Raw genomic sequence first — 13145 nt, 5'->3', positions numbered from 1 at the left:
GCGATTCATTGCTCACGTGGCCGCCGCCATGAATGCTGCCAAGGCCTCGCGGTCCGCGGACGACATGGTGAGGCCGAGCTTCGAGCGCCGCCACAGGATATCATCAGGAAAGCGCGCCCATTCCTTTTGCATGAGATAGCGCACTTCAGCACCCGTCAATTCTGGCCCGAAGGCCGGGCCGAGATCGCTGCGCTCCTTGGCGTCGCCAAGGATTGCCTTGGCGTTTGTTCCGTAGGCGCCGACCAGACGCCTCGCCTGATCGTCGCCGAGAAACCGCCAGCGTTCGCGCAACTCCTCGACTTCGTTGTCGAAACGGTCCCAGGCAAAATCACCGCCGGGCAGCGGCGCCTTCGCGGTCCAGCGCGGCGACATCGGATAGAACGGCGTCAGTTTCGAGACCGCCCGCTCGGCACGCAGCCGCGAGGTGGTGACGTCGCCACCGAACATCGTGAGCAGCGGCGCCTCGGCGCGCTCGTGGTCGAGCGTCATCGCCCCGTCGCGGCCGCTGGCCGCGTTCCGCACCATGTTGGCTCCGGACAGCGTACGCACCACGTCGACCGTCTCGATCCGCTCGCGGAAATAACGGTTCGCCGCATCGCAGAGATAGGCGACGTCGTTCGCCGCCATCGCAACGATGGCAGGATCGCCCTTGAAGGCATGGCTGGCGGTGCCGATCAGGGTAAAATCGCGTTCATAGGGACTGGCGAAAATCAGCCGTCCATCGCTGTTCTGAAAGACATAGATGTTGTCGCTGTCGAACAGGCGGCGGACGACGATCTGGTCCATCTGCACGGCTGCAACCTTCGGCGGCGGCACGCGCAACACGGTCTCGGCGACGGACGACGTCCAGGCGCCGCTGGCGTTGGCGATCGCCCTTGCCGTGATCACCTGGCGAAAGCCGCGATCGATCGTCACCAGCCGCCATTCCTTGCCCCGTTCGGCCCGGGTGCAGCGCGCGCCGGTACGAATCACCGCGCCGCGCACCGCGGCATCGACCGCGGTGAGCACCACCAGCCGGGAATCGTCCACGACACAGTCGGAATATTCAAAGGCGGTGCCGAACGGCCGCTTCAGCGCATTGCCGATGGGGTGATGCGTGACGTCGACAGTCGCCGAGGCCGGCAGGCCGCTGCGCGAGGCCAGCCGGTCGTATAGCAGAAGCCATGAGCGCAACTGCCAGTCCGGGCGCTCATCCGAATGAGCGGGGATAGCAAAGCGCATCGGGCGCACCAGATGCGGCGCGATCCGGAGCCAGATGTCGCGCTCGGCGAGCGCCCTGCGAACCCGCAAGAAATGCCGGCGCTCGAGGCTCGCCAGATCGCCGTGGATCAGCCGCGGCGAGGCCGACGAGGCGCCCGCGCCGAGATCGCCCTGCTCCAGCAGGATCACGCGCAAGCCGCGCCCGGCGGCGTCGCGCGCGATGCTGACGCCGTTCAACCCGCCGCCAATGATCGCGAGATCGTAGTCCGCCATACGCCATGGGTGACTGGAGAGAAGTTGACTTCACTACACTAGGGCATGATGGCTAAAAGTGGATGCCGCCGCTGGAATCAGGCGCTGGCGAGCTTGCGCGTAGTCTCGATCTCATTGGCGGCACTGCGGCCGACCAGCACGGCGTAGTGCCCGATCGGCTGCGGCTTGCCGAGCAGATATCCCTGCACCGCGTCGCAGCCTTCGTCGGCGAGGAAGCCGAGTTGTTCCTGGGTCTCCACGCCTTCGGCAACGATCGACATTTCGAGGCCGTGGCCGAGATCGATGACGGCGCGAACGATCGCCGCCGATTGCGGATTGCGCCCGAGATTCATGACGAAGGCGCGGTCGATCTTGATCTTGTCGAACGGGAATGCCTGCAGATAGCTCAGCGAGGAATAGCCGGAACCGAAATCGTCCATCGAGATCCGCACGCCGAGCGCCTTCAGCCGCCGCAGCAACGCAAGACCGCGGTCAAAATCCTCGATCAGCACGCCTTCGGTGATTTCGAGCTCGAGCCGGTCGGGCGCGAGGCCAGTCTCGAGCAGGATCGAATGCACCAGGCTGACCACGTCGCCATGCATGAACTGCGCTGGCGACAGGTTGACGGCGATCTGCATCGGCACCGGCCAGGAGGCGGCCTCCCGGCAGGCTTCGCGCAGGATCCAGACGCCCATTTCGACGATCAGGCCGCTCTCTTCGGCAAGCGGAATGAAATCTCCGGGCGAAACGAAGCCGCGCACCGGATGTATCCAGCGCGCCAGCGCCTCGAACCCGATGACCTTGCTGGTAGCAATCGTCGGGCCCGCCGCGGCCTGCGGCTGATAGTACAGCGACAATTCGCCGTTCCTGATCGCCATCGAGAGGTCCTGGTGCAGCACGCGGCGATCGCGGATCTGCTGGTCCATCTCCGGCTCGAAAATGCTGATCGAGCCGCGCGACTTCGCCTTGGCGCGGAACAGCGCCGCGCCGGAATTGGCCAGCAACGAAGCCGCATCCGAACCATTATGCGGAAAGACCGAGATGCCGGTCGTTACCCCGGTCCGCACCGACTTGCCATCGATCACGAATTCGTCCGACAGCGTCTGCGCCAGTTTTTCGGCGAGCGCCTTGCCCGCCTCCGGCTGCTTGCCGTCGATGATCAGGCCGAACTCGTCGCCGGAGAGCCGGGCCACCACACCGCCCCGGGCGCAGGCCTGGACGCGGCCCGCAACCTCGATCAGAAGCTTGTCGCCCGTTGCATGGCCGAACACGTCGTTGATTTCCTTCAGGCCGTCGAGGTCGACGCACAGCACCGCGAATTCCTCGTCCGTGCCGGCGCAGGCCTCGATCATCTGGGCCAGCGCCTGCAGGAAGGCGGCGCGATTCGGCAGATCCGTCAGGCCGTCATGATAGGCCATGTGCGCCATCCGTGACTCCGTCTGGCGGCGATCGGTGACGTCCTCATGGGTCTTGATCAGATATTGCGGCTCGCCGGCCTCATCGAGCACCGTCATGCGGCGGGTCAGGAACAGCCGCAGCCCGTCCTTGGTGGAGATCGGGTGCTCTTCGGTGAGCAGGCCGCGCTTCTTGATCGCCGCTTCGTCGCGCGCAATGATCAATTTGGCTTCCCGCGGATTGAAGATGTCCGCGGCGGTCAGGCCCGTGGCATCCTCGCGGCGGCGATTGAGAATGGTCTCGGCGCTGCGGTTGGCGAGCAGGTACCGTCCATCGCTGACGCGCTCCACGATCAGCGACACCGGAATGTTGTCGACCACCAGTTCGAGGAATTTCTTGGTGTTTTCGAGTTCGCGCGACAGCGACCGTCGCTCGGTGACGTCGTCGAACAGCGTGATCAGGAATTCCGGCTTGTTGTTCTCGTTGCGCGCGACCACGCGGTTGGAGGAGAGAACGCGGTTGTCGTCGCCTCGTTCGACGATGTATTCGCTGCGGTGATAGCCTTCCGGCGCCATCAATGCCGCCTGGTCCGCCGCCTCGATGCTCTTCGCGGTTTCGGGCCGGAAGATTTCGTCGGCGCGTTTGCCGATGATATGGTCACGGGAGAAGCGCGAGAAGCGTTCGAAGGCGCGGTTGGCGAAGATATAACGGCCGTCCTCGATGTTCTTGGCGGCGACGCAGACCGGAACGTTGTCGAGCACCGACTCCAGAAACTTGGTGGTCGATGCCAATTTGCGTGACAGCTGGCGCTGCTCGGTGCAATCCTCATGCGTTCCGATCGTCCCGCCATTGGGCAGCCGGAAGATCTTCGACAACACCGATCGCCCACTCGGCAGTTCGGTGACGACGCCTTCCGGGCGGCGGGCAAACTTGCTGAACTCCTCGACAGTGAGATTGAGTAACCCTCTTGCGCGGCGCATTTCGAGCAGTTCGCGGCCGGTCATGCGGCTCGAAATCTCGGCGCGGCTGAGCCCGTAAATTTCGAGGAAACGGTCGTTGCAGAAGACCACGCGGTTCTGCGCGTTGGTCATCATCACGCCCTGGTTGAGATTGTTGAGCGCCGAACTGATGAATGCGCTGCGCTGCAATTGGGCGCTCTTCGCCCCGCGCAACGCCGACAAAATCCAGATGCCGGTTGCGGCCAGGAAGGAGGCGACGACGATCCCGCCGATCAGGAACTCCCATACCATAGTGGAATCGAATTGCCCGATATAGCTCGCCGGGGCAAAGCCGCTGGAGGGTGTGGCCCCCCACGCCAGTCCGCACGGCACAGCCGTGGCGAGCAGACAGACGAGGGCCCGTGCCGGAATCGAATTCTTCCGTCCTGCCTGCCGGTTGCTGTCAGCCATTACCCACCCAAGGTTTGCGGGCGGAGTGTCTGGCTTGACGGGTTTGGATCGGGTAAATGACTACCCGTGCAATTCTAAAATATGACCCAAATTACGGCAATTGGCCCGACATGATTAATGCTTCACTAACGGGACTGCGTTTACTGCGTATTTCGAGGCAAACCAACGGGTTGTTCGACGGCTTCACCGAACGGAACGATGATCGCCGAGCCGGGCAAACGCCGATACCCACGCCAGATTTTTGGGTCCGAAGCTGACATGGACAAGGTCGATTGCGTCGTCATCGGAGCGGGTGTGATCGGGCTCGCGGTCGCACGGCGCCTTGCCCAGGCGGGCCGCGAAGTGATCGTGCTCGAGGCCGCCGAGGGCATCGGTACCGTCACCTCCTCGCGCAACAGCGAGGTGATTCATGCCGGCATCTACTACCGCGCCGGCAGCCTGATGGCGCAGATGTGCGTCAGCGGCAAGCGCGCGCTGTACCAATATTGCAGCGACCACGGCATTCCGCATCGCAATTGCGGCAAGCTGATCGTGGCGACAATGCCGAAGGAAACCGAGAAGCTGCAATCGATCCGTGCGCATGCCGAGGCCAATGGCGTCGACGACATGCAGTTGCTGACGGGCGAAGCGGCGCGCGAACTGGAGCCGGCGCTGAATTGCGATGCGGCGCTATTGTCGCCGTCCACCGGCATCATCGACAGCCACGCTTACATGCTGGCGCTGCGGGGTGATGCGGAGGCGGCCGGCGCGGCTTTCGCGTTCCACACGCCGCTGCTGCACGCCCGAGCCAATGCCGGTCGTATCGAAATCGAGGCCGGCGGCGATGCGCCTATGACCCTTGCGTGCAACCTGCTCGTCAATTCGGCGGGCTTAAGCGCGCCTGCGGTGGCGCGCAGCATCGAGGGGATGCCGATCGAAATGATTCCCTGCGCCTATCTTGCCAAGGGCAATTACTTCAGCTGCAGCGCGCGGGCTCCGTTTTCACGCCTGATCTATCCGGTGCCGGAGCCGGGTGGGCTTGGCGTGCACCTCACCCTCGACATGGCCGGACAGGCGCGGTTCGGCCCCGACGTCGAATGGGTCGAGAGCATCGACTATGCGGTGGATCCCGCCCGCGCCGAGCGATTCTATCCCGCGATACGGCGCTATTGGCCGACGCTGCCGGACGGCGCGCTGATGCCGAGCTATTCCGGAATTCGGCCGAAAATCGTGCCGCCGGCCGTCGCCACACAGGATTTTCTGATCCAGGGTCCTTCCGATCACGGCGTCGCCGGACTGATCAACCTGTTCGGCATCGAATCGCCGGGACTGACGTCATCACTCGCAATCGCCGATCGTGTCGGCGCGCTGGCGGAGCTGTGACGGAGGCCGCAGCATAACGACGGGCGGACGAGCGCATCGGCGCCCATCCGGCCGCGTGGGGATTCGATACTCTGCTGGACTACCTAGTGGAGGGTTTCTTCGGCGGTTTGCTTCAACCGCTCGATCTGATCCTTGACCATCAACTTGCGGCGCTTCAACTCGACAATTTGCAGGTCGTCTGTGGAAAGGTGCACGAGCGCTTCGTGCAATTCATTCTCGAGAATCTTGTGTTTACGTTCAAGTTCAACAAGATGCGCCTGTAGTGCCATACGAAATCTCCTCGGTGGGTGAAACCTCAGATTCGATCCGGACAAATGAGTGTACACCAGCCGCCGAATCTGTCGATGGGTATCCCAGAATCGGGGCCTCTCATATTTTCGGATTTATCTGTAACCAATCGTGACTATGGAACCCGGTCAGCTTGCGGACCGGCCTCACAGGGACGATATTCACGGCCAGCTTTCGAAGAATCCGTTCGCAACCTGATCGCGCTTTCAGCTAACGTAGACCATGACCGACGATGATGAGCGCGAGCTTGAGAACGAGCTCGCCAGGCTGCAGCAGGAGCATCGCGATCTCGATGCGGCGATCGACGCGCTGCATCAGTCGCCGGCGCCGGACTTGTTGCGGCTGCAGCGGTTGAAGAAGCGCAAGCTGCAGTTGCGCGACCGCATCGCCTTCATCGAAGACCAGATCACGCCTGACATCATCGCCTGATCGTTGCGCTTGCCGCGCTCCGCTAATTCAAGCGCGCAAATCGTTCGCCTTTCGGCAGACCCTTTTCCCCGAAATCCACACACCACGGGGACACGATGGCCTTCCCGGCGGCCCGCGGAAAAACAGGCCTCCGGCAGCGGATGCGGCTTGACTTTTCGAGAACAAAAAGGGAACATATCTTTCTGCCAGCCTCGGGAGTCCAGCCATGTCCGCCACACCGCCCCTGTCCGACAACAGTCGTTACGAGCAGGCCTGCGATCAGGCCATCGCGATGTGCGACGGCAATCTGCGTTCGACCATCAAGGCGCTGATCATGGCGAACGAGTATCTGGAAATCGAACTGGAGGAGCTGCAGGCCGCGATATCAGCCGGCTGTGTGCCGGCGAAACGCGCAGGTAGTAACGCGGCCTGATCTGGAGCGATCACACTGGAGCGATACAATGGCCGATGTCACCTATTACGTCGCAATGCCATTCCTGCAGGACGATAGCGGCTCGCCGGTGGCGGGCGCCGCGGAAGAATGCCAGAGCCCGACCACCGCGTTGCGGCGAGCCGAGACGATGTCGCGGATGGCCGGCAGCATCGGCGCCGTCGCCTTCAGCCGCAGCGGCGACCCCATGATCGGCGAGTTCGGCGACGCGAAACTGCTGCGCAAGTTCGGCAACGTGCCAGACGATCTCAGCGGGTTGTAGATCGTTGAATTCGTGGGCGGGCAAAGCGCAAGCGTGCCCACATCTTCTAGGATGCTCGTCCGATGGCGGGCACAGCGCGAGGCGCGCCTTGCCCAGCTGCGGCGGCCGCTTCGGTCGCAATGAATTCACGATACCTCATGCCGCCGCAGCGCCTTGCGCACATACATGGCGCTGTCGGCCGCTTCCAGCGCGCGACCGGCTTCGGAGTGGATATCGAGAACGGAGACGCCTGCGGAAGCGCCCGCGCTGATGGTGCGGCCGTCGAACACGAAGCTGAGGCGATCGATCGCCTCCTCCAGCGCGGCCGCCTTGGCCCTGGCGTCGGTCTCGCTTAGATTCCACAGCAGCAGCGCGAACTCGTCGCCGCCGAGCCGGCCCACCACATCGGAAGAGCGCACCTGGGCCAGCAGCGCCGCGACAATGGCCTTGAGCACCTGGTCGCCCGCGGCATGTCCGAAGGCGTCGTTGATCGGCTTCAGCCGATCGACGTCGAGCACGACCAGGGCACCGGAGGCGCGATACCGCTTCATGTAGGCTATCGCGCGATTGAGCTCGCGCTCGAAACCGCGCCGGTTCGGGATGCCCAACAGGAAGTCGGTATCGGCCGAGGCCTGAAGTTCCTCGATCTGTGCTTGCGTCCGGGCCAGTTCCGCCTTCAGCCGGCGAACCGTCGCTTTGGTGCCGTTGGACGCTGCCGGCGGGCGGGATGCCGGTAATGTTGATCGCCGCGGTGCGGATTTTCGCCCGAAAGCCGCGCTTTTGGGGCGTTTTCCGGCCCTGGAGGCGGTCGCCCTGGTTTTCTTCTTCATGGCCTTCCCTGTGCAGGCTCGCTTATGAAGGCTTGCCGGGATTCACCAAGACAGGATAGTCCATTCCTGATCCCTTGCCACGCCTTGGATGAGTCCCGGGTCGACCCTATAATCGGCCTATGTTTCTGGATTCCCGAACAGAATTGACGAGATGACCGCACCGATCGCCATCATTATGGGCAGCCAGTCCGACTGGGAGACCATGCGCCACGCCGCCGAGACGCTGGCCGCGCTCGGGATCGATTGCGAAAAGCGCATCGTCTCGGCCCACCGGACCCCGGACCGGCTGTTCGCCTTCGCCAAGGGAGCCAAGGCTCAAGGTTTCAAGGTCATCATTGCCGGTGCCGGTGGCGCGGCGCACCTGCCCGGCATGGCGGCGGCGCTGACGGAACTACCCGTGTTCGGCGTTCCCATCGAATCCAAGGCCCTGTCGGGGGTCGATTCGCTGTATTCGATCGTGCAGATGCCGGCCGGCGTTCCCGTCGGCACGCTGGCGATCGGTAAGGCGGGCGCCATCAACGCCGCGCTGATCGCGGCCAGCGTGCTTGCGCTGAATGACGCACCGCTGGCAAACCGGCTCGCCGCCTGGCGCAAGCAGCAGACGGACGCGGTCAAGGAGCGCCCGGAGGGTTCGGCGTGACGGCTTTAGGTAATGTGAAGCTGAAGCCGGGCGACACCATCGGAATTCTCGGCGGCGGACAATTGGGCCGGATGCTGGCCATGGCGGCGGCGCGCCTCGGCCTCAAATGCCAGGTGTTTTCACCGGACCCGGACTCGCCCGCTTTCGACGTGGTGCTGAACGCAACCTGTGCAGAATATGCCGACGTCGAGGCGCTGGAGTTGTTCGCCAACGATGTCGACGTCATCACCTACGAATTCGAGAACGTGCCGGCCGCCACTGCCATGGTGCTGGCCGCGCGGCGCCCGGTATTGCCGGCGCAGAAGATCCTCGAAACCACGCAGGACCGCTTGATCGAGAAAAATTTCGTCAAGCGGCTCGGCATCGACACCGCCGACTTTGCCGACGTGTCGTCGGTAGAAACCCTGCAGAGCGCCATTGCCCGCATCGCCCTTCCCGCCGTGATCAAGACCCGCCGCTTCGGTTACGACGGCAAGGGCCAGGCGATCGTTCGCGAGGGCGACGACCCTAGCCGCATCTGGGAAGAACTCGGCACCAAATCCGCGATCCTCGAAGCCTTCGTTCCATTCGAGCGCGAGATCTCCGTGATCGCCGCGCGATCGGCGGATGGCCATGTCGAATGCTACGACGTCACCGAAAACGAGCATCGCGATCACATCCTGAAATTCTCGCGCGTGCCGGCCGCGATATCGGATGAGCTGGCGGGACAGGCGCGAGCCGTTGCCGAGAGGATCGCCCATGCGCTCGACTATGTCGGCGTGCTCGCGGTCGAGTTGTTCGTCGTTGCCGGAAACGGCGGACCGCGCGTGCTGGTCAACGAAATCGCGCCGCGCGTGCATAATTCCGGGCACTGGACGCTGGACGGCGCCTCGATCTCGCAGTTCGAGCAGCATATCAGGGCGATCGCCGGCTGGCCGCTCGGCAAGCCGGTTCGTCACGGCCAGGTCACCATGACCAATCTGATCGGCGACGATATCCTCGACTATGAGCAATGGCTCACGGTTCCCGGCGCCACGGTTCATCTCTACGGCAAAGGCGCACCGCGGCCGGGTCGCAAGATGGGCCATGTCACTGAGGTGACCCCGGCGAACAGCAAATAGTGCTCGTCGTGCTCGGGCCCGGACCGTAACGCAAGGTGAGGTGAGCACGCTCGTCAGGCTCCCTCCCCCCTGACTAATGGCGAGGAACAGCCGTACCGCCATTGAGCGAGACCGCAGATCAGGCCGTCTTCAAGCCTTCCACGACGCCGGCCGGCTCCTCGCTGAGCCAGCGATAGATCGCGCCGCCGAGCGCACCGCCGATCAAGGGCGCAACCCAGAACAGCCAAAGCTGCGCCAGTGCCCAGCCCCCTACGAACAGCGCAGGCCCGGTGCTGCGCGCCGGATTCACCGACGTGTTGGTGACGGGAATGCTCACGAGATGGATCATCACCAGCGCCAATCCGATCGCGAGCGGCGCAAACCCCGCAGGCGCCTTGCCGTGGGTGGCGCCCATGATGATGAACAGGAACATCATGGTCATCACCACCTCGGTGATGAAGCAGGCCACCATGCTGTACTGCCCGGGTGAATGGGACTCGTAGCCATTGGAGGCGAAGCCCTTGGCCAGATCGAAGCCGGGCGCGCCGCTTGCGATCACATAGAGCAGCGCCGCGGCAGCAACCGCGCCGATCACCTGCGCGATTACGTAAGGAACGATTTGCTGCGCCGGAAACCGTCCGCCGGCCGCGAGGCCGATCGTGACGGCGGGATTGAGATGGCAGCCGGAAATGTGGCCGATCGCATAGGCCATGGTCACGACGCTCAGGCCGAATGCCAGGGAGACACCGACCAGACCTATACCGACCTGCGGAAAGCCGGCGGCGATGACCGCGCTGCCGCATCCCGCAAAAGTGAGCCAAAACGTGCCGATCGCTTCAGCGGTATATTTTTTGGTGTTCATGCTCGCCTCCCGCATGTTTTTGCGCTGCTGGATGTTAGGGAGGGCCCGTGAAGGGCTCGTTATTTGAGAAAACGGGCGCGGGGCAGCCGAATCCAGCCGATTTTCGCAGCTTTCCGGGGCCGGAAACCGCCTTCTCAGGTGGACATCTGCGGTTTTGTCTGCTACATGCCCGCGCTCAGGGTTGAGGGCCAGGCCTTCGCCGGCCCTTCGCTTTACCAGAATTTCTATCCGATCAATTGAAAGAGGATGCCGCGTGCAGGTTCTCGTCCGCGATAACAATGTCGATCAAGCCCTCAAGGCGCTGAAGAAGAAGATGCAGCGCGAGGGTATCTTCCGCGAGATGAAGCTCCGCGGCCATTACGAAAAGCCGTCCGAGAAGAAGGCCCGTGAAAAGGCCGAAGCCGTGCGCCGCGCGCGCAAGTTGGCCCGCAAGAAGCTGCAGCGCGAAGGCTTGCTGCCGATGAAGCCCAAGCCGGTGTTCGGCGCCGGTCCCGGTGGCGATCGTGGTGGCGCTGGCGGCCGTGGCCCGGGTGCAGGTCCGCGCGGACCGCGCTGAGCGTCTACAGAGATTTGAATTGAAAACGCGGGCCTCGGGGTCCGCGTTTTTGTTTTTGAGTGCAGGCGAATTCGGCCGGAATATTGTCGTGCGTGGCCCGTCCGATCTTTCCGCATCACTTGCACAGGCCTTGGCGACCCGGCCGCGATCCGGAAAACATTGGACGACGATCGCCTGGGCGGCGTTGCGGCTATTTTGATCGATGCATTTTGCGGCCCGGCACGCTACCAATTATCGCATCGAACGTGAAAGTCGTCCGCCGCATGGCCGTTACGGATTGCAATGCTTTTCCCCGCGCTTCGCGCTTCGCGGCCGCCGCATCCATCGCGCTGCTGGCAACCGTTGTCACCTTTCCCCTCGGCGGCTGTTCGTTCGACCTGGGATCGTGGGGATCGGATAAAGAGAAGCCACAGGCCGTCGAGCAGAAACCGACCGGCACGATCAGCGGACAAAGCGTCAGCGATGCTCAGGGTTACGCCACGCGCGGCCAGGTCCTCGCCAAATCCGGCAAGACCGAGGAAGCGCTCGCGGAATTCGACCGCGCGCTCACACTCGATCCCTACAATGTGCAGGCCCTATACGGCCGCGGCCTCATCTATCAGGCCGACAAGCAGCATGAGCAGGCGATTGCGGATTTCACCGCGGCCAATGGCCTGACGCCGCAACGGGTCGAGCCGCTGCTGGCGCGGGCAACCAGCTATCTCGCCATCGACAAGGCAAAGGAAGCTGCTTCCGATCTCGACGAGGCGGTGCAAGCCGAGCCCAACAGCGCCCAAGCCTGGTCGGCGCGCGGCGTCACCTATGAGCGCCTAGGCGACAAGGCCAAGGCGTTCACATCCTACGGCCGTGCGCTCGCGCTCCGGCCCAAGGACGAAGCCGCGCGAAGCGGCCTTGCGCGTACCGGCGGCTAGAGGTTTTCCGGTTTTGATTGAATCCGGACCCGGCTGCAGCTTGACGCGCTTTCCTTACGCCAAGCGGAAGACCGCCGCGGACTTAGGTCCGACGGCATGCCTCTCTCGAAGGCCCGCAGACTATTTCGGCAGCACCGCGTGGAAGATCGACTTCGCGGTCGACAGCGCGTCCTCGGCGGCCGCCGTGGCGCGTTCGCGGACGGAAGGCTCCGCAGCTTCGGCACGCAGATCGAGCGGGCGCGAGACCGGAATTTCGGCGGGCGGGACTGGGCGGTTCGGGTCGCTGGCCTCTGCATAAGGCGGCCGCGCCTGCGGTGAAGCCTGACCAGACGAAGCTTGGCCAAAGGGTTCGCCCGCAGGTGAGCCCGAGACCATGATCGGCGGGGGCAGCGGACGAAGCGCAGGCGCACTTGCGGCGGCAGGCGCATTTGCAACCCTGGGTGCTTCGGGAGCGCGGGGTGCTTCAGGAGCGCGTGCTGACTCAGGGGCGCGCGGAGACGTTTCGCCGTTGGCGCGCAGGCGTTCGATTGCCGCGCGCGCCAGGTCGTTGGCATCGCGCCGTTCATCCGGCGCCACCGCCGTTTCGACCGGGGCGGCCGGAGCAGCCGCCACAACCGGAGCCGCCGAGGGCGCTGCGGGCTGTATGGGCGAGGGCAATACGACCCTGATCTTTTCCTTTTCGCGCGGCGCCGCTGCATGGCGGCGCTGGTCGGCGGGCGTGCTTGCAGCCTCGGCCGGGCTTTCAGCCGATTTCACGTCGGACTTGGTATCGGAAGCCTTGGCATCGGAAGCCTTGGTATCGGAAGCCTTGGTATCGGAAGCCTTGGTATCGGAAGCCTTGGTATCGGAGGCCTTGGCATCGGGTTTGAAATCCGCCTTCGCTTCGGCCTTCTCCTGAGCCTTTTCCACCGCCGCCGGCCGTTCGGCAGCAGTCTTCTCCATGATGGCTTTTTCGGAGACACCCCTCGCCTTGACACCTGCGGCCGGGAGATTGCTGACACTGGCCGTGGTCTCGGCCGCCTTGGCATCGGATTTGGCTTCAGCCTTGCCGGGATTGGCGGCCGACGCCGCCGCCGCGGCAGGAGCGTCCGCACTGGGCTTGGTCACGATGTAGTGGTTGACGATGTACGCCCCGATGACCGTCGCGGCCACCGAGGGAAAGATGTCCACCGCAAATTTCTTCACGTAATTCAGCATTCCGGCCACTCCCCGCGGTCCTCCAATTGCCGGAACTTTGAGGCACATTGAGGGATCAACTGCG

General features: G+C 63.8%; 14 protein-coding genes. 8 read left to right on the top strand and 6 right to left on the bottom strand.

The genetic code is table 11. The features are described 5' to 3' along the window. Window positions 1-12: 12 nt before the first annotated feature. Together HCN58_RS32740 and HCN58_RS32735 are read right to left on the bottom strand one after the other, a co-directional pair. Complete coding sequence (locus HCN58_RS32740) at window positions 13-1473, bottom strand: glycerol-3-phosphate dehydrogenase (protein WP_171583476.1); 1461 nt, start codon at window positions 1471-1473, stop codon at window positions 13-15. 77 nt (window positions 1474-1550) lie between these two features. After that, a complete protein-coding gene (locus HCN58_RS32735) occupies window positions 1551-4256 on the bottom strand; it encodes a sensor domain-containing protein (RefSeq protein ID WP_171583475.1) in 2706 nt (901 codons plus the stop codon). 258 nt (window positions 4257-4514) lie between these two features. On the opposite strand from HCN58_RS32735, the gene HCN58_RS32730 reads away from it, so the two are divergent. Next, window positions 4515-5618, top strand: a complete 1104-nt coding sequence (locus HCN58_RS32730; RefSeq protein WP_171583474.1) for an NAD(P)/FAD-dependent oxidoreductase — start codon at window positions 4515-4517, stop codon at window positions 5616-5618. Window positions 5619-5701: 83 nt separating this feature from the next. Here HCN58_RS32730 and HCN58_RS32725 read toward each other — a convergent pair whose 3' ends face one another. Continuing rightward, window positions 5702-5887: a YdcH family protein gene (locus tag HCN58_RS32725; protein WP_171583473.1), complete on the bottom strand. Its 186-nt coding sequence runs from the start codon at window positions 5885-5887 to the stop codon at window positions 5702-5704. 241 nt (window positions 5888-6128) lie between these two features. On the opposite strand from HCN58_RS32725, the gene HCN58_RS32720 reads away from it, so the two are divergent. The 3 genes from HCN58_RS32720 (at window position 6129) to HCN58_RS32710 (ending at window position 7027) form a co-directional block, all read left to right on the top strand. Further along, window positions 6129-6335: a YdcH family protein gene (locus HCN58_RS32720; protein WP_057851906.1), complete on the top strand. Its 207-nt coding sequence runs from the start codon at window positions 6129-6131 to the stop codon at window positions 6333-6335. A gap of 205 nt (window positions 6336-6540) precedes the next feature. Beyond that, the gene (locus HCN58_RS32715; protein WP_171583472.1) at window positions 6541-6747 is read left to right on the top strand and encodes a hypothetical protein; all 207 of its coding nucleotides are present in this window, start codon (window positions 6541-6543) and stop codon (window positions 6745-6747) included. A 28-nt stretch (window positions 6748-6775) separates the two neighbouring features. Continuing rightward, window positions 6776-7027: a hypothetical protein gene (locus HCN58_RS32710; RefSeq protein WP_171583471.1), complete on the top strand. Its 252-nt coding sequence runs from the start codon at window positions 6776-6778 to the stop codon at window positions 7025-7027. A 125-nt stretch (window positions 7028-7152) separates the two neighbouring features. Here the strand turns inward: HCN58_RS32710 and HCN58_RS32705 are convergent, their stop codons facing one another. Beyond that, the gene (locus HCN58_RS32705) at window positions 7153-7836 is read right to left on the bottom strand and encodes a GGDEF domain-containing protein (protein WP_171583470.1); all 684 of its coding nucleotides are present in this window, start codon (window positions 7834-7836) and stop codon (window positions 7153-7155) included. Between the two features lie 151 nt (window positions 7837-7987). Between HCN58_RS32705 and purE the strand changes: the two genes are divergently transcribed. Beyond that, window positions 7988-8476: a 5-(carboxyamino)imidazole ribonucleotide mutase gene (gene purE / locus HCN58_RS32700; RefSeq protein WP_171583469.1), complete on the top strand. Its 489-nt coding sequence runs from the start codon at window positions 7988-7990 to the stop codon at window positions 8474-8476. Beyond that, entirely contained in the window at window positions 8473-9576 is a 1104-nt protein-coding gene (locus HCN58_RS32695) for a 5-(carboxyamino)imidazole ribonucleotide synthase (protein WP_171583468.1), read from the top strand. The genes purE and HCN58_RS32695 overlap by 4 nt, the downstream gene beginning before the upstream one ends. Before the next feature lie 118 nt (window positions 9577-9694). On the opposite strand, the gene aqpZ is transcribed toward HCN58_RS32695, so the two are convergent. Then, window positions 9695-10417: an aquaporin Z gene (aqpZ, locus tag HCN58_RS32690; RefSeq protein WP_171583467.1), complete on the bottom strand. Its 723-nt coding sequence runs from the start codon at window positions 10415-10417 to the stop codon at window positions 9695-9697. A gap of 253 nt (window positions 10418-10670) precedes the next feature. Here aqpZ and rpsU point away from each other — a divergent pair, with 253 nt between their 5' ends. Both rpsU and HCN58_RS32680 read left to right on the top strand, forming a co-directional pair. After that, window positions 10671-10973, top strand: a complete 303-nt coding sequence (gene rpsU, locus HCN58_RS32685) for a 30S ribosomal protein S21 (protein ID WP_028350145.1) — start codon at window positions 10671-10673, stop codon at window positions 10971-10973. A gap of 263 nt (window positions 10974-11236) precedes the next feature. Next, window positions 11237-11884, top strand: coding sequence for a tetratricopeptide repeat protein (locus tag HCN58_RS32680; RefSeq protein WP_171583466.1), 648 nt, complete (start codon window positions 11237-11239; stop codon window positions 11882-11884). Window positions 11885-12004: 120 nt separating this feature from the next. Here the strand turns inward: HCN58_RS32680 and HCN58_RS32675 are convergent, their stop codons facing one another. Continuing rightward, on the bottom strand, window positions 12005-13081 hold the full coding sequence (locus HCN58_RS32675) for a hypothetical protein (RefSeq protein ID WP_171583465.1): 1077 nt from the start codon (window positions 13079-13081) through the stop codon (window positions 12005-12007). Window positions 13082-13145 lie beyond the last annotated feature (64 nt).

The sequence above is a fragment of the Bradyrhizobium australiense genome (genome assembly GCF_013114825.1).
GTDB lineage: Bacteria > Pseudomonadota > Alphaproteobacteria > Rhizobiales > Xanthobacteraceae > Bradyrhizobium > Bradyrhizobium australiense.
The sequence above is the reverse complement of the archived record's forward strand: the minus strand, read 5'-3'. Positions and strand labels throughout refer to the sequence as shown.